This is a genomic window from Rhodococcus pseudokoreensis, assembly GCF_017068395.1.
Taxonomy (GTDB): domain Bacteria; phylum Actinomycetota; class Actinomycetes; order Mycobacteriales; family Mycobacteriaceae; genus Rhodococcus_F; species Rhodococcus_F pseudokoreensis.
The window spans coordinates 5,305,944-5,321,561 of sequence record NZ_CP070619.1; the positions used below are offsets into that span (position 1 = coordinate 5,305,944).

At 66.7% G+C, this 15,618-nt stretch carries 15 protein-coding genes; 5 read left to right on the forward strand and 10 right to left on the reverse strand.

Going from position 1 to position 15,618, the window contains the following annotated elements:
- Positions 1-2 precede the first annotated feature (2 nt).
- From JWS13_RS29390 to JWS13_RS29420, 7 genes are all read right to left on the reverse strand, one after another.
- The gene (locus JWS13_RS29390; RefSeq protein WP_206008916.1) at positions 3-1,151 is read right to left on the reverse strand and encodes an acyl-CoA dehydrogenase family protein; all 1,149 of its coding nucleotides are present in this window, start codon (positions 1,149-1,151) and stop codon (positions 3-5) included.
- Positions 1,152-1,214: 63 nt separating this feature from the next.
- Positions 1,215-2,399 carry a CaiB/BaiF CoA transferase family protein gene (locus JWS13_RS29395; protein ID WP_206008917.1) on the reverse strand — a complete coding sequence of 395 codons (1,185 nt, stop codon included), beginning with the start codon at positions 2,397-2,399 and terminating at the stop codon, positions 1,215-1,217.
- A complete protein-coding gene (locus JWS13_RS29400; protein WP_206008918.1) occupies positions 2,396-3,697 on the reverse strand; it encodes an MFS transporter in 1,302 nt (433 codons plus the stop codon). The genes JWS13_RS29395 and JWS13_RS29400 overlap by 4 nt, the downstream gene beginning before the upstream one ends.
- 42 nt (positions 3,698-3,739) lie before the next feature.
- Positions 3,740-4,534, reverse strand: a complete 795-nt coding sequence (locus JWS13_RS29405; protein WP_206008919.1) for an enoyl-CoA hydratase/isomerase family protein — start codon at positions 4,532-4,534, stop codon at positions 3,740-3,742.
- A 107-nt stretch (positions 4,535-4,641) separates the two neighbouring features.
- Positions 4,642-5,655 carry a LysR family transcriptional regulator gene (locus tag JWS13_RS29410; protein ID WP_241032382.1) on the reverse strand — a complete coding sequence of 338 codons (1,014 nt, stop codon included), beginning with the start codon at positions 5,653-5,655 and terminating at the stop codon, positions 4,642-4,644.
- A gap of 64 nt (positions 5,656-5,719) precedes the next feature.
- A complete protein-coding gene (locus JWS13_RS29415) occupies positions 5,720-6,031 on the reverse strand; it encodes a DUF202 domain-containing protein (RefSeq protein WP_206008920.1) in 312 nt (103 codons plus the stop codon).
- Positions 6,028-6,423, reverse strand: coding sequence for a YidH family protein (locus JWS13_RS29420; protein WP_206008921.1), 396 nt, complete (start codon positions 6,421-6,423; stop codon positions 6,028-6,030). Before JWS13_RS29420 ends, JWS13_RS29415 begins: the two co-directional genes overlap by 4 nt.
- An 83-nt stretch (positions 6,424-6,506) precedes the next feature.
- Between JWS13_RS29420 and JWS13_RS29425 the strand changes: the two genes are divergently transcribed.
- The 5 genes from JWS13_RS29425 to JWS13_RS29445 all read left to right on the forward strand — a co-directional run bounded on the left by JWS13_RS29425 (position 6,507) and on the right by JWS13_RS29445 (position 11,973).
- Complete coding sequence (locus JWS13_RS29425) at positions 6,507-7,034, forward strand: MarR family winged helix-turn-helix transcriptional regulator (RefSeq protein WP_241032383.1); 528 nt, start codon at positions 6,507-6,509, stop codon at positions 7,032-7,034.
- A 137-nt stretch (positions 7,035-7,171) separates the two neighbouring features.
- Positions 7,172-8,518 (forward strand): MFS transporter, encoded by a 1,347-nt coding sequence (locus tag JWS13_RS29430; RefSeq protein ID WP_206008922.1) that lies wholly within the window; start codon positions 7,172-7,174, stop codon positions 8,516-8,518.
- Positions 8,519-8,523: 5 nt separating this feature from the next.
- Positions 8,524-9,741 (forward strand): CaiB/BaiF CoA transferase family protein, encoded by a 1,218-nt coding sequence (locus JWS13_RS29435; RefSeq protein WP_241032604.1) that lies wholly within the window; start codon positions 8,524-8,526, stop codon positions 9,739-9,741.
- Positions 9,738-10,931, forward strand: a complete 1,194-nt coding sequence (locus tag JWS13_RS29440) for an acyl-CoA dehydrogenase family protein (RefSeq protein ID WP_206008924.1) — start codon at positions 9,738-9,740, stop codon at positions 10,929-10,931. Before JWS13_RS29435 ends, JWS13_RS29440 begins: the two co-directional genes overlap by 4 nt.
- Positions 10,932-10,983: 52 nt before the next feature.
- Complete coding sequence (locus JWS13_RS29445; RefSeq protein WP_206008925.1) at positions 10,984-11,973, forward strand: LysR family transcriptional regulator; 990 nt, start codon at positions 10,984-10,986, stop codon at positions 11,971-11,973.
- 18 nt (positions 11,974-11,991) lie between these two features.
- Here JWS13_RS29445 and JWS13_RS29450 read toward each other — a convergent pair whose 3' ends face one another.
- The 3 genes from JWS13_RS29450 to JWS13_RS29465 form a co-directional block, all read right to left on the reverse strand.
- Entirely contained in the window at positions 11,992-13,368 is a 1,377-nt protein-coding gene (locus JWS13_RS29450) for a DUF1214 domain-containing protein (RefSeq protein WP_241032384.1), read from the reverse strand.
- 397 nt (positions 13,369-13,765) lie between these two features.
- Positions 13,766-14,671, reverse strand: coding sequence for a LysR family transcriptional regulator (locus tag JWS13_RS29460; RefSeq protein ID WP_206008926.1), 906 nt, complete (start codon positions 14,669-14,671; stop codon positions 13,766-13,768).
- A complete protein-coding gene (locus JWS13_RS29465; protein WP_206008927.1) occupies positions 14,664-15,575 on the reverse strand; it encodes a LysR family transcriptional regulator in 912 nt (303 codons plus the stop codon). Before JWS13_RS29465 ends, JWS13_RS29460 begins: the two co-directional genes overlap by 8 nt.
- Positions 15,576-15,618: the final 43 nt, after the last annotated feature.

Here is a 15,618-nt window from a genome sequence, read left to right on the forward strand (position 1 = left end):
GGTCACAGGCCCAGGGATCGGGAGATGACGCTCTTCATCACTTCGCTGGTACCACCGAAGATTCGGGTGACCCGGGCGTCGGCGTAGAGCCGGGTGATCGGGTACTCGCGCATGTAGCCGTATCCGCCGTGCAGTTGCAGGCATCGATCGATCACCCGGGACTGCATCTCCGTGCAGAACAGCTTCACCTTCGCGGCGTCGGCCACCGACAGGGTGCCGTCGTCGAGGGCGACGAGCGCTCGGTCGACGAGGGCCTGCCCGGCTTCGAGTTCGGTCGCGCAGTCGGCGAGGACGAATTTGGTGTTCTGGAAGTCGGCGACCCGTTGCCCGAAGACCTTGCGGTCCTTGACGTAGTCGGAGCCGAGGTTCAGCGCGGCCGTCGCCGTGGCCTGTGCGTTCACGGCGATCGTCAGCCGCTCCTGGGGCAGGTTGCGGGCGAGCATCGAGAAGGCGGCGCCTTCCTCGCCCAGCAGGTTGCGGGCAGGGACCCGGACGTTGTCGAACAGCAGTTCGGCCGTGTCCTGGGCTTTGAGGCCGAGCTTGTCGAGGTTGCGGCCGCGGGTGAAACCGTGCATACCGGCCTCGACCACGAGCAGCGACAGCCCGTCACGCCGGTTGGCGACGTCGCGGTTCGTGCGGGCCACGACGATGATCAGGTCGGCGTTGATGCCGCCGGTGATGAACGTCTTGGCTCCGTTGAGGATCCAGTCGTCACCGTCTCGCACGGCGCTGGTTGCCATGCCGGCCAGATCCGATCCGGTGCCGGGTTCAGTCATCGCGATCGACGACACCAGGGTGCCGTCCGCGAATCCCGGGAACCACCTCGACTTCTGATCGGCGTCGGCGTATTCGAAGAAGTACGGAAGCACGGTGCTGAGGTGGACCTGCAGGCCGCCGAGTGTGGCTGCGGCGTATCCGATTTCCTCGATGACGATCGCGTTGAACAGGAAACTGTCGATTCCGCCGCCGCCGAACTCCTCGGGTACCTGGAGGCCGTTGATCCCGATCTCGGCGGTCTTGGTGAACAGCTCGCGGGGGACGAGCCCGGCGGCCTCCCACTCCCCGATGTGGGGCACGACCTCCTTGCCGATGAACTGCCTCACCGTATCCCGGAAGGCGTCGTGGTCGGAGTCGAAGATGTTGCGTTGCATGGTTGTACCAATCCTTTGCAGTGATCGAGCGGGCGCGCATCCAGGCGCCGCGAGTGCCGTGTTCTATCGGCAGTGGACGACGCCCGCGTCGGTGAGGGCGTCGATGGTGGAGGTGGCGTAGCCGAATTCGGTGAGCACTTCGGTGGTGTGCTGGCCCAGCGCGGGAGCGCCGGCGGACGAGAATCGGGGGACGCTGCCGAGGTGCCAGGGCGAGCCGAGCGTGGTGTGCTCGACGCCGTCCGGGTCGATGACGTCGATGAAGATGCCGGTTGCCTCGACATCGGGGTTCTTGCGGACCTCGCCGTAGGAGCTGATCCGGCCCGCGACCACGCCGTTCGGGGTCAGCAGTGCCATCGCGTCGTCGCTGGTCATCTCGGCGAACTCGGCTCGCAATGCGGTCAGGAGCGCCGGGCGGTGGTGGACCCGGCTTTCGTTGGTGGCGAATCGTGGGTCGGAGGCGAGTTCGGGTCGGCCGAGCAGGGTGCAGAGCCGGGCGAAATGTACCACCGAATAGGCGGATACGACGATGGCGCCGTCCCGGGTGGGCATCACGTCCGCGGCGGGCGCCACGGTGGGCTGTCCGTTGCCCTTGCGCATCGGTTCGTTGCCGGTGAGCAGGTACTCGCCCCAGTTCGGTCCCTGCAGGTGCACGGCGACCTCGAGGAGGGAGGTCTCCACGGTGTCGCCGTCACCCGTGCGGAGGCGTCGGATGTACGCGCCGAGGATGGCCTGGGCGAACACGTGCCCGGCAGCGGCGTCGACGGCGGGGAAGCCGACACGCTGCGGCTCTCCGTCCGCCTCGCCGGTGACCCACATGATGCCGCTCTCGGCCTGCGCCGCGATGTCGAGTCCTGGACGGTACTTCGATGGTCCCTGCAAGCCGAATCCGCTCACGGTGGCGTAGATGATGCTCGGATGCGCGGTGCGGACGTCCTCGGCTCCGAGTCCGAACGATTCCATCACTCCGGGGCGCAGGTTCTGCACGACGATGTCGGCCGACGCGATCAGATCCCGGGCGATCTGCTGTCCGCGCTCGTCTTTCAGGTCGAGTGCGATGCAGCGTTTGTTGCGGTTGTAGTTCCGCAGGATCGCTTCGCCGTAGGTGCCGATCAGTCGCGACGATTCGCCGTGCACCGGTTCGACTTTGATCACGTCGGCGCCGAGGTCCACCAGAATCTGGGTGGCCGCCGGGGCGGCGATGAACTGTCCGAAATCGACGACGCGAACGCCGTTCAACGGTCCGGTCATGCTGCATTCTCCTTCGTTCGAGCGCTGAGCTTGGCGGCGTCGTGTTCGGGACGCACCAGGAAGGTGGCGGCGGCGCCGCCGAGGGTCATGAGGATTCCGGTCAGTGCGAAGCCGTGGCCGTAGCCGGTGATCTTGTCGGAGGCGTTGCCGACGAAATAGCCGAGTACGAGGGGCGCGAGCACCCCGGCCATGCTGTAGAACGCCACCAGGAATCCGAGGATCGGTCCGCGCTTGCTCGGGTGCACGATGTCGGCGATCGCGGTGAACGCAACCGCGTAGGCAGCGGTGTTGAGGGAGAACGCCAGCGTGATGAACACCATCTGCGGCAGGCCGGCGGACAACAGCGTGAATGCGACCATCGAGACGCCGGCCGCGACGATCAGCCCGCCCGCCAGAAATCCCCGGGAGACCCTCCGGGACACGCCCCGGACGGTGAGCCAGTTCGACAGAAACCCGGCGCCGATCGCGCCTGCAGCGGCAAAAGCGTACGGCAGCATGATCAGCCGGCCTGCCGTGATCGTGTCGTACCCCAATCCGTCGGAGAGATAGACAGGGAGCCAGGCCACTTTCAACGTCGTCGACCAGTACGAGAAGAAGGTCAGGAGGGCGATGCCGACGACGGTTCCGGTGGTCAGCAGCGTTCGATACGACGCGTCGGCCAGTTCCACGGCGCCGTCGGCTGCGGCGGTGTGCGCGGGTGCATTCTTACCGAAGATCAACCAGACCACGGCCCAGGCCCCGCCCAGGACGATGAGAACGCCGAACGCGGCGTGCCACGACCAGGTGACGATCACCCAGGTGAGGACCGGCGCTGCGAGGAGCGGCCCCACCGAGGCGCCCGCGGTCACGATCCCGCCCGGCAGGGCCCGCTTCTCCGGCGGGAACCAGGAGTGCACCGAGTGCGTGGCCAGCGCGTACGCCGGGCCCTCGGCGAAGCCGAGGACGATCCGGCAGGCGAGCAGGACGCCGAAGCTGACCGGTCCGAGCAGGGGCACCATCGTCACGATCCAGATCAGCATCAGCACTGCCAGCAGCCAGCGCACCCCGATACGTGAGGAGAGGGCGCCGAGCACGATCGCGCCGACGGCGAACAGCCAGAAGAAGGCGCTCTGGACGAGTCCGAACTGCTGCGGGGTGATGCCCAGATCCTTCTGGATGTGGAGGCCCGCGAAGCCGAGCACGGCCTTGTCGGCGAAGTTGAGTACCAGGAACGCAAACAGCAGTGTGGTGACGAGCCAGGCGCGCGACCGTGACGGCGGTGCGACGGCCGCGGTGTTCCGCGTGAGTGTTTCAGACATGGGCGGGCTCCGAACGGGCGAGGTGGACAGGGTGGCGTCGGGTCAGCGGCCGGTGAACGACGGCACGCGTTTGTTCAGAAATGCGTCGGCGGCCTCGCGCGCGTCGCCGGAGTGGAAGCACTGCACCATTCGGTCCACCTCGGCGAGCAGATAATCGCTCAGCGATGTGGTGGACGCCTGGAGCAGGTTCTGCTTCATCGCCCGCAGAGCGAGGGGAGCCGACGACGCGAGCCGGTGGGCCAGGTCCCGGGCTTCCGCGTGCAGCGACTCCGTGCCGGTCACCGTGGTGACCAACCCGAGATCCAGTGCGTCCTGTGCCGTGAGTTTGCCTGGCGTCAAGAACAATTCGCGGGCCTTGGCCCCACCGAGCAGCTTGGTGATCAGCCAGATACCGCCGAGATCACCGGAGAGGGCGGCGTTCACGAAGGCCGTGTTGAACACGGCACGATCGGAGGCGATCCGGAAGTCGGCGGCGGCCGCAAGCGACAACCCTGCTCCGGCGCAGGCGCCGTCGATCGCCGCGATGGTCACCTGCGGTAGATGGTGGAACCGGTGCAGGGTGGAGCTGACCTGCCGCAGTCGCGCGGTGTCGGCAGCGATCGAGTCGCCGCGCAAGGTGCGGGCACCGGCGGGCGCGGCCAGATCGGCGCCGACGCTGAAGTCCGTGCCCTGCCCCGCCAGGATCACCACGCGTACGTCGGGTGCGCAGGACAGGTCGGTGATCGCGGAGCCGAGTTCGTCGAAGACGTTGTGGGACACAGCGTTGCGCCGACCGGGGTTGTCGATCACCACGTGTGCGACGGCATCGTCGACGGTGACGTGGACACAACCGGTCATGAAGTCCTCCTCGAATGGGTTGCGCCTGTGAGGTGGCGCACTTCCATTGAAGGTGTGAGGAATGACTACGTCAAAGTCCAGAAATCACCCGAATTGAGTGTAATTGCCTATAGGTTGGGGCGGACCTCGGTGTCGACGCGGCTGCGATCGCGGATTCGGTGATCGGCCGCCAGCGCCGCCATCGCGGCCGCCTCCACCAACGAGTGACCCTCGCTCCGGTGGCCGGCAATGGCACGGACCCAGGCACGGAGGGACCGCTTGGAGTAATTCAGGAACTCGGTGGTCGCCGGGGTGATTCGGCCCTCCCGATACACCACTTCGAGGGGGCGGGCGAGCCCCGGCACCAGTTCGCGCACGACCCCGCCGCGGTGTCGCGCGTCGAGGCCGATTCGCAGCGGGACGATGGCCGCTCCGCCCCCGGCCAGCACGATCGGCAGGACGGCCCCGCGCTGGGGTACTTCCACCACGATGCGCGGTTCGACTCCGTGTGCACGCAGTGACTTCTCGATGTAATCGCGGGTCGCGGTGCCGTGTTCACCCATCACGAATGGAACCTGGGACAGGGACTCGATCGGAACGAGGTCCGGCCAGTACGCCTCCGTTCCGGGTGGGCAGACCAGGACGAACTTCTGCTCGACCAGATGCTCGCTGATCAGATCCTCGCCCGGCGGTGGCGACGCGAGGAACCCGACCTCGCAGGAGCCGGATCGGACGAGGGTGACCACGTCCGAAGCGTCGTCGCGCTCCTCGATGTGGAACCGGACGTCGGGGAAACGCGTGCGAAACCTCGCCACCCACACCGACAGCGGGTCCATCGACATGTCCGACAGGGTGGCGATGTCGACCCGTCCGCCGCGCACCTGCCCGACGCTTCGGACGGCGTTCTCCGCGGCCTCCGTCTCCCGCAGGATCATGCGAGCCGGTCCGATCAGCGCCTCCCCGGCGGGAGCGAGGACGAGGCCGCGACCCACTCGGTGGAACAGTTCGGTGCCCAGATCCTTCTCGAGTTTGCGCACCGCCTGAGACAGCGACGGCTGTGCAACCCGCAGTGCCGCCGCTGCACGGTTGACGCCGCCGTGATCGACCACGGCGAGGAAATACTCCATCTGACGCAGGTCCATGAAGCAAAGCTAGCGGCCTGCCGCGGACGAGGAGGCCGGACCTGGGTTGGAACCCCGCGGGTTGCTACGCGTGCAGCATCCCGGCGACGGAGACTCCGGCCGCGAGGAGGGCGGTGAACGCCACGACGGCCGCGGTGCGCAGCAGCGTGGGCCAGGTGTCGTTCGTCGAGGTCTCCCGTGCGGTGCCCTTCGGGAAATGGCGGATGCCGAGATAGCCGACGATCGTGCTGTTGACGACGGCGCCGAGCGCGAGCATCGGTGCGCCCAGGCGGTACGCCGCGAACCCGATCGCCGCGGACGCCGCGAGCGCCGACAGGCCGGTGCGCTGCCAGGCCAGTGCGGTGCGCTGTGGTTGGAGACCGGGGTCGTGCGTCATCGCGAGTTGACGGTGGTGACGACGGCGAACACTGCCAATCCGATCGAGAGGACGACAAGTCCTCCCGCCAGCCAGGCGAGGGGGATCGGTGCGGGGAGGGGCTGCTGTAGTCGCAGGGCTCGCTCGTTGCGCTTCCACGACCACAGGGCGACGGCCGCGAGAACCCCGCCGGTGCCGCACGCGAGGATCGCGACCAGATGGACGACCAGGTCGGCGCCGGTCACGCTGGCCAAGGTGGTGAGGGTGACGCCGCCGGCGACCAGTGCCAGGGCAGTGCGCACCCAGGCCAGTGCGGTGCGTTCGTTGGCCAGCGAGAATCGGACATCCGGTTCTTCGCCCACGGAGTAGACGGCGACCGGACGGCGCTGGGGAAGGTCTACGTCACTGTTCATGAGTGTTCCCTGCAGGTTGGGGTCGGTGTCGATGAGATAATGATCTGACACCAGATAGTTCTGTAACAGAAGTAGGTTAACGGATGGACGACAGTCGAGCGATTCCGCTCTCCGCCGGAGCGGCCGGGAGCGGGGAGGGATGGGCCCTCACCGAGGTCATCACCCGCTTGCGGAGGGCCTTGCGGTCGAGCGTCCGGGAGGAGTTCGCCTGGGAGTCGTTGCCGATGGCGCAGGTCGAGTTCCTCCAGCGACTCTCCTCCGAATCAGGTTTGCGGATCGTCGAATTGGCACGCAAGCACCGAATGGCCACCAACACCGTCAGCACCCTCGTGCAGCAGATGGTCGAGACCGGTCTCGTTGTTCGCTCACCCGATCCCCGGGATCGCCGGGCCGTGCAGGTGGAACTGACCGACGCAGGCCGCGAACGCCTCGACGCGTGGATGCGGGCGAACGAGCGCCGCATCTCTTCTGCGTTCGGGCGCCTCGATGCGGACCACCGTACTGCGATCGGCGCCGCATTACCGGCTCTCGCGGCGCTGGCGGAACTCCTCGACACCGAAGAAACACAGGCGCCGGACCCGAAGGGACGCGACCGTGACCTGCGGATATAGGTAAATCCGTACGGTCCGACCGCGTTCTGCTGGTTGATCGGCACCGGGCGAACCGGTCTGATGAGGGCATGCACCCTGTGGTTCCAGTCACTACCGGTGGTGCCCCTCAATCAGCCGAGACATTCCCGGAGGTCGTCATGGTGACTACGCAGTCCCGAGAACGCGGCATCGGGCAGCGCCCCAAGGGGGCCGTCGATCGGCGCGCCTGGGGCATCGTCCTCTTCCTGTTCCTCTTCTTCACTCTGAATTTCGCCGACAAGGCGGCAGTGGGATTGGCCAGCAAGCCGATTCGTGCCGATCTAGGTCTCACGGCCAGTCAGTACGGGTTGCTCAGCAGTGCCTTCTTCTGGCTCTTCGCGATCGGCGCGGTCACGCTCTCCGCCGTTCTGCGGAAGATCTCGTACACGTGGGGCGCCGCCCTGTTGATGGTGACGTGGATCGTGAGCATGGCCCCGCTGACGATTCCGACCTCGTTCGGAGTTCTCATCGCCTGCCGAATTGCGCTGGGGTTCTTCGAAGGACCCGCGCATGCGCTGTGCCAGTCGATCGTCGCCGATCGATTCGCCCCGGACAAGCGCGCGACGGCCGGCGCCGTCGTCAACGCCGGTTCCTCGGTCGGCCCGCTGATCGCCGCACCCACGTTGACATGGGTGATCCTCACGTGGTCGTGGCACGCCGCCTTCGCCGTCCTCGTGGTGACCGGTGTGTTGTGGCTGATCGGCTGGCTCTGGTACTCGGACCGGTTGCCGTTCCGCAAGCCCGAGCCGAAGACCGGCGACGGCACGAAGGTCGACGACCCGAACGGTGACATCGTGGTGCCCTTCCACCGCCTGCTGATGCTGCGAAGCTTCTGGGGACTGGTGTTGCTGTCGTTCGCCGGGTACCTGATCTCCTCGCTGAAGGTGTCCTGGTTGCCCGCCTACATGAACGAAGGGCTCGGATACTCCGCGAGCACCGTAGGAACGCTGGTGACGATTCCGTACGTCGTCGCGGTCGTGTTCCTGCTGAGCGCGGGCATGCTGTCGGGCCGGTTGCTGCGGGCAGGCCGCTCGTCGCGGGTGGCCCGCGGCTACCTCACTGGCGCGTTCCTGTTGTTCGGCGGTCTCTCCATGATCATCTTCAGTCAACTCGAGCCCGGACCGGTGCAGTTGGTGTTCGTGGTCTGCGCGTTCGCGGTCAACAGTGTGGCCTTCTCGGTGGCCTTCGCCGGCGCGTCGGACTTTCTCCCCGCACACCAGCGGGTGGCGTTCTTCGGGTGCATCATCGCTGCGTACAGCGTCGCGGGGATCGTCGCGCCCTATGCGCTGGGGCTCATCGTCGAACACGCGGCCACCGCCGCGGCCGGATATTCGACCGGCTTCATGTTCGTCGGCGCCGTGGTGTGCGTCCTCGGCGTCATCGGTGGCGTGATGCTGAATCCGGAGAAGGCCCGCACCCAACTCGAGCGCATGACGGCCGAGTACGCGAGCAAGGAAGGACGGTGAGTGTGATGGGTGGACCGCTTTCGGGCATCCGGGTTCTCGACTTCGGCCAGTACATCGCCGGTCCGAGCGCGGCCCAGACCCTCGCGGATCTCGGTGCGGACGTGATCAAGGTCGAGAGCCTGCGCGGTGATCAGGCCCGCGGCATCGGAACGTTCGGCGAGGCCATGGTCCGCGCCTACAACCGCGACAAGCGCAGCATCGGACTCGATCTCGCCCGGCCCGAGGCGAAGACGATTCTGCATCGGTTGCTGGCACAGACCGACGTCCTGGTGCAGAACTTCCGGACCGGCTCCGCCGACCGGATCGGCCTCGGACCCGACGACCTACGCAGCCGGTATCCGCGCCTGATCTACGCCAACGTGACCGGATTCGGATCCCGCGGACCGTCCCGGCACCGGCCCGGCCTCGACATCGCGGCCCAAGCGGAGTTCGGGTTGATGCACGCCACCGGCGAGACCGACGGCGAGCCACAGCGTCTCGGGCTTGCCGCCGCGGACGTCACCGCGGCCAATGCCCTCGCGACCGGGATTCTCGCGGCGCTCTACGAGCGGGAGTCGACCGGCCGGGGCGCGCACGTGGAGACCTCGCTGATGGAAGCGGTGCTGTCGATGCAGGCCGCGTCGTGGGGCGAGTACACGCTCACCGGTCGTGCGCCGCGGCGCAAGGGAAACGGCCAGGCGCTCGCCGCTCCGGCGGCGGACGTCATCCGGGTAACCGACGGAATGATCGTGCTCTCCGCGTACACGGCCGAAAAGTGGTCCGCGCTCTGCAATCTCGTCGGCAGACCCGACATGATCGATGACCCGCGGTTCGTCGACAATCCTGCGCGGGTAGCGCACCGGACCGAGATGCTGGCCGCCCTCGACGAGGCGCTGGGGAATATGACCCGGGACGAGGCGGTCGCCCTGTTGCAGTCCGCGCACATCGTGTGCGGCGCGATCCGCTCTTTCGACGAGATCGCCGAGGACAAGGACGTCCTCGCCTCCGAGATCCTCGTCGACGTCGCCGGCCCCGGCGGGGCGTCGTTCACCAGTCCTGGCCTGGCCTTCACCCTCGACGGCCACCGCCGCACCGTGTCCACGTCCGCGCCCGCGGTCGGACAGGACACCGTCTCGATACTTCGCGACCTCGACTTCCCGGAAGACGACATCACCGCGCTGATCGACAGCGGCGTCGTCACCGCCTCCCACCCCGCACTCACCCCGGAAAGGGCTTCCTCATGATCGACCCGGACATCCTCGGCTACGACTTCCCGACCTACCTGAAGACGATCGCCGAGTTCACCGAGAACGAACTCGTCCCCGCCGAGAACGAGATGGTCGAGGCCGGTGAGGTCCCAGCCCGCGTCCTCGAACGAATGGCATCTCTCGGACTGTTCGGCATCTCGATCCCGCGCGCCTTCGGCGGCCTGGAGTGGTCGATGGAGCAGCAGGTCCAGCTCACGTTCGAGTTCACGCGCGCCTCCTGCGTCTACCGGTCACGCTTCTCGACGGTGATCGGCCTGTGCTCCCAGGCAATCCTCGACCACGGCACCGACGAGCAGCGCCGGCGGATGCTGCCGGCCATGGCGGCGGGCGAACTGGTCACCGCATTCGCGCTCACCGAGGACCAGGCCGGGTCGGACGCGGCGCACCTGCAGACCACGGCCGAGCGCCGCGGCGACGTCTACGTGCTGAACGGGAGCAAGCGGTACATCACCAACGCGGCATGGGCCGACGCGTTCATCGTCTTCGCCCGCACCGACCCATCCGACCCCGGCGCGGGCGGGGTGTCGGCGCTCATCGTGGACGCGGCCTCGCCGGGCGTGCGGACGGCGTTGCCGACCATCATGAACGGGCACGCGGAAGCGCCGGTGGGCGAGATCTACTTCGACGGTGTGGAGGTGCCCGCGGAGAATCTGCTCGGCGGGGTCGAGGGTCAGGGCCTGACGATGGCGTTGCGCGGCATCAACCACGCGCGCCTGCACGTCGCCGCGACCTGCGTCGGGCAGACGACCCGCATGCTCGAGGAGACGGTGGCACATGTCAACGGCCGCAGGCAGTTCGGTGCTCCTCTCGCCGAACTCGGCGCGGTGCAGGCCACGCTGGGCGAAAGCTTCGCGGAACTCGAGGCGGGGCGCGCCCTCACCGTCGACAGCGCACGGACCTTCGACAGCGGCGAGATCCCGCGCCACCGCATCGCCGCAGCCAAGCTGTACAACTCCGAGATGGCGAGCCGAGTCGCCGACCGCTGCGTCCAGCTGCTGGGCGGCGAGGGCATCGTCGGACCACACCCTGTCCCGCGGATGTGGCGTGACGTGCGAGCCCTGCGCATCTACGAGGGCTCGTCACCGGTGCACCAGCGAAACCTGGCCAAGGCGATGATCCGTCAGGTGTCGGCCGACGGCACGCTGCCGAACTCGTACCGAGTCTGACTCGAGGAGGGAGATCCTCCTACCGGCCGCCCGCCGGGGGAATGATGGGGACATGGACATCCGCCAACTCGAGTATTTCCTCGCCGTGGTCGAGCACGGCGGCGTCAACCGTGCGGCCGGACACCTCCATGTGGCGCAGGCGTCGTTGTCGCAAGGCATTCGTCAGCTCGAACGGGAGCTGAAGCTGACCTTGTTTCATCGCACGGGCCGCAATCTCGTCCTCAACCCGGCCGGGCAGCTGCTGGTCGAGCCCGCGCGCAAGGTGCTCGACGACCTTCTCGCGGCCCAGGACATCATGCGGGGTGCTCGCGAACTCCACGTCGGGTCGATCACCATCGGAACGATGCCCGAGATGTCGAGCGAGGCGGTGGCGGCGTGGAGCGGGACCTTCACCCGTCTCCATCCCGACATCCGTATCGATCTGTCGGAGTACGCGAGTGCCGCGGACCTGTGCGACGAGGTGCTCACCGGTCAGTGCGAGTTGGGATTCACGACGTTCCCCGTGCCGACCGACAATCTCGAAACCGTCCAGCTCGGTGTCCAGCGGCTGCTCCTGGTGAGGCCGCCGGGAACGCAGGCCGACGGCGAGGCGGCGCCGTTCGATCTCGCACGCCTCGAGCAGATCCCACTCGTGACGAGCAGCGCGGCACTGCGGGAAAACGACATCGTCGCAACGATATTGCGCCGCGAATCGGTGGTGCCCCGGATCAGCGCCCGGGTGCCCAACCGGCACGCCCAGCTGACGCTGGTCCTCAACGGTTCGGCCAGCGCGTTCCTTCCCTTGAGAATGGCCACGGCAGCACACCGGTTGGGCGCCCACGTATCGGAGACGCGGCCGGCGATCCGCACCCCGTTCGGTATCGTTCACCGCCCTGGAGCGCTGAATCCGGCAGCGAAGAGCTTCGTGATCCAGAGTCACGCAGACCTGGCGCAGTGGAACAGACTGATCACCGAGCATCAAGAATCCGGCGCTTCGCTACTCGAGGCGGCGCTGCTCGCCGACGACGAAATCCACGCCCGAAGGGGCAATCGAGAGGTCTGACCGTCTGCGTAATGCGTTTCAGCCCTGTGCACTCGACCGTGTGACGGCAGGGGGCTCCCACGTCCCGTCGAGGATTGCCTGATCCGGCCAGTACCCGCGCAGGTAGATCGTGAACTCGTCGTCCGGTGCCGGCAGCCAGTTCGCCAGCCGTGCCGGGTCGGTGGGTGCCGCGCCGCCCACGGTCAGGGTCAGCGAACCGTCGTCTCCGTAGGTGAGGTTCTGGTTCTTGGTGCCGAGTGAGAAACGGTCGAGGTCGTTCGGGTGGAAGAAGTGGTGCTTGTTGTAGACCGTCAATGACCAGAACCCGCGCACCGGCGGCAGCTGACCCGCCGGGAACGCCACGGTGTAGGTGCGCGAACCGTGGAGGCGGTCACCCGTGTCGTCGAGATCCTGGTAGTAGTAGACGGTTTCGTTCGGTGTGTTGACGAAGATGTTCGACTTGCCGATCGCGGTGCGCGACAGATAGTCGGTGCCGAACGCGGCGCCGTTGCGTTGCGTGGTCCAGTTGTGCGCGACCGGAATACCGATGTTGCGGAACTCGAACAGTTCCCCGACGACGGCATCCGTGTCCACGGCCGACTGTCGCAGTGCTTCGGCGATACTCGGGTTGTCGCCGGCGGCGGCGAGCACCGAACGGAACCACCCGTACATCGCCTCCTCGCCGGGCAACGCAGGCACCTCGTCGAGCACGTCGCCGAACACCTCGAAGTACTTCTCGGGGTCGACCCATTGGGTTTCGGCCTGATCGCCGGTGGCATCACCACCGCCGAAGGACGGGACTTCCGCCCAGTCCTTCACCTTGACCGTGCCGTCGAACTCCGACAACGGATACACGCTGATGCGGTCGACGAGCGGTGCGATCGCTTCCCGGTCCTCCGCGGTGTCGTCCATGAACACCCGGGGGATCACGACGCCGACGCGGGTGTCGTACCGGAACACGTCGGCGATGCCGTCGGGCACGTCACCGTCCCACGAGGTGGGTGCGAGCAGGTAGAAGCCGGGCGTCGTTCCATACATCTGGCCGAGCCGCACGAACGAGTCGGTGCGCTGGTCGACGACCTGGTACACCCAGAAGCGGTCACCGAAATCGGGAACCTGGACCACCGACGGCCCGCGAACGGAATCGAGAACACCGAATCCGTATGCGACGTCCTGGTTGGGGCACGCAACCACCCGCTCCTCCGGCCGGATGTAGTCGCGCAGCATCCCGATCGTCCCCGGCGGTCCCGCCGGAACGATGCCCGCCAGCAGACCGGGCTCCGGCAGTTGCGCCATCAGGTTTCGCCGGTTGTGCAGGTTCACCAGCGGCCAACCCCATAAATACGCGGCTCTGCCGACCGACCGGGCGTACTCGGCAGTCATCTTCGAACGGCTGAACTGATCCATCCCAGACATACATCGCTCCGTCTCGCGCATCGACTACAGGCGAACAGTCACGACGCTACGGACGACCGCGGTCGGTCGATTCACCCAGAGGAGATGAAACTCGACCGAGCAGCACGGCACACGTACGGCCCTCCGTACTCATCGGGGGTATTCGGGGGGCGGTGAAATTCACACGAGACGCGCGGGAGTGCGGGCTTCGCGCGGGCGTTGCTCTGGCTCGCTGCACTGTGTGGTGCAAGCATGGTGCTCACCGGGCTCGGCCTGGCGATCGGCGGGCCGAGTTTCCTCGACGGTCCGGACGACGGCGCCCAGCAGATATTCGCCACCCTCATCTGAATCGTGGTGGCGGCGGGTTGGTCCGAGCGAAGCGGTAATCCGCAGTCGAGCCGGCGAGTGAAATTCGACGTCAGTGACTGTGGGCGGCGTGCCTTCTGCATATCCGCAGAAAGGCGCGCACGCTGGGCGAGAGGCGGTTCGACTGACTGATCACTACTGCTTGCCGCACGATGGGTGGGCCGAACTGGGCAATGCGGCAACCGAGTTGAGCTGCGATTCGGGCCCGATCCGGTAGGACGATGGCCGCCCCGAGCCCCTGCGCGGCGAGGTATATGAATGTTTCGCGGTGTTCGGTTCGCACGGTGATGGCGTCGTCGATGCGCTGATCGAGCTTACGTAACTGGCGATACACCGTGGATTCCTCCCAATAAGGCCCGACGATCAGTCCGTATTCGAGCAGATCTTCGATGCGGACGGTGGATGTGTGGACCTCGGCATCAGGGGGGAACACCGCAAAGAACGTTTGCTCCTCCAGGTGCAGCGACGCGAGGCCACCAAAACTTGAGGGGAGTTCGGTGATGCCGATGTCTACGCGCCCCTCCCGAACGGAGTCAGCGACGCCTCTGATCGAGCGTGTTCGTGGTTGATCCACTGTAACCACGACTCCAGGGTGTGCTGTGCGGAACTCGGCGACCAAGCCGGCAAGCGGCTCGACGGCCAGGGTGGGAAGTGCTGCAATGGTCAGTTCGCCGGCGAGCACTCCGCGCAGGTCCGCTGCGGTCGCGTGAACGAGTGCCACAGAATTCAGAGCCGCTCGGATCACCGGTTCCATCGTCTCGCCCGTTTCTGTCAAACGAAGGGGCCTCGAGTGCCGTTGATACAGTTCGACGCCCAGGCTTTCCTCCAGCCTGCGCAGCGCCTGGGACACCGCGGACGGGCTCAACCCGAGTCGTGTGGCCGCCGCACCGACACCGCCACTGTCGAGGACCTCGAGGAATACCTCGAAGAGGCGGGTGTGGCTCGCGGCGCTATCCATGCCCGAACCCTGTCGCAGTCCGTTCGGTCATTGCATCCCGGGCGATCTCGACGAACGCGAGCGCCGATGCGTATTCGGCATCCGGCGGCCGCAGCAGCACCAACGGCTGGGTGATCGGTGGGTCCAAACGAACAACCCTCAACCCCAGCGTGTCTCGTGCGAGGAGTGCCTGACGATCCGGAAGTACGGCGGCGCCGGCGCCACCCAGTACGAGCGGCAACACGGACTCCTCGTGTTCGGTCTCGACGGCGATGGACCGGGCGACTATGTCTGCGCCGGAGATGGTTTCGAGGGCTTGGCGAATGGAACCGCCGCGCAGGGATGTCACGAGTCCGCGTTCGAGCAAGTTCGGAATCGAGATCACCCCGGTGTCTTCGTTCCTTTCCGTGTCCGGTAGCACCGCCAAGAGCCCCCGGTCGCCCAGCGGAGTAACGGACATGTCCTGGGTTGACGGTGAGCCGAGGTCGAGCGCGATATCCGCAGAACCGTCCCGGATCAGGTCCGCGCCGTCGATTCCCGCCGCAACCGACCGCATCTCGAGCCAGATCCGGGGATGCCGTCGTCGGAACGCCCCGAAGAGATACGTCAGTGGGTCTACGGCGAGCGTGGACGGACACGCCACCCGCAAGGTGCCTGCCTCATTGCGAGTTACCCGCATCAACATCGAGCGACTGTGCGCGAGTTCGTGCACTACTCGGCGCGCAGTGTTCATGAATTCGCGTCCCGCCGGGGTCAGCGCGGTGTGCCGGGCGGACCGCCGAAACAATTCGACACCCAGGTCACGTTCCAACGCCGAGATCGACTGTGACAGCCCGGGCTGGGTCAGACCGAGGTGGATGGCGGCGCCCGAGATGGATCCGGCGTCCACAATCGCCAGGAAGTGCTCCAGGTGGCGTTCCTGCATCCGGTAAACATAAGAGTTCCGTATGGAGTTTTGCAAGGACAGC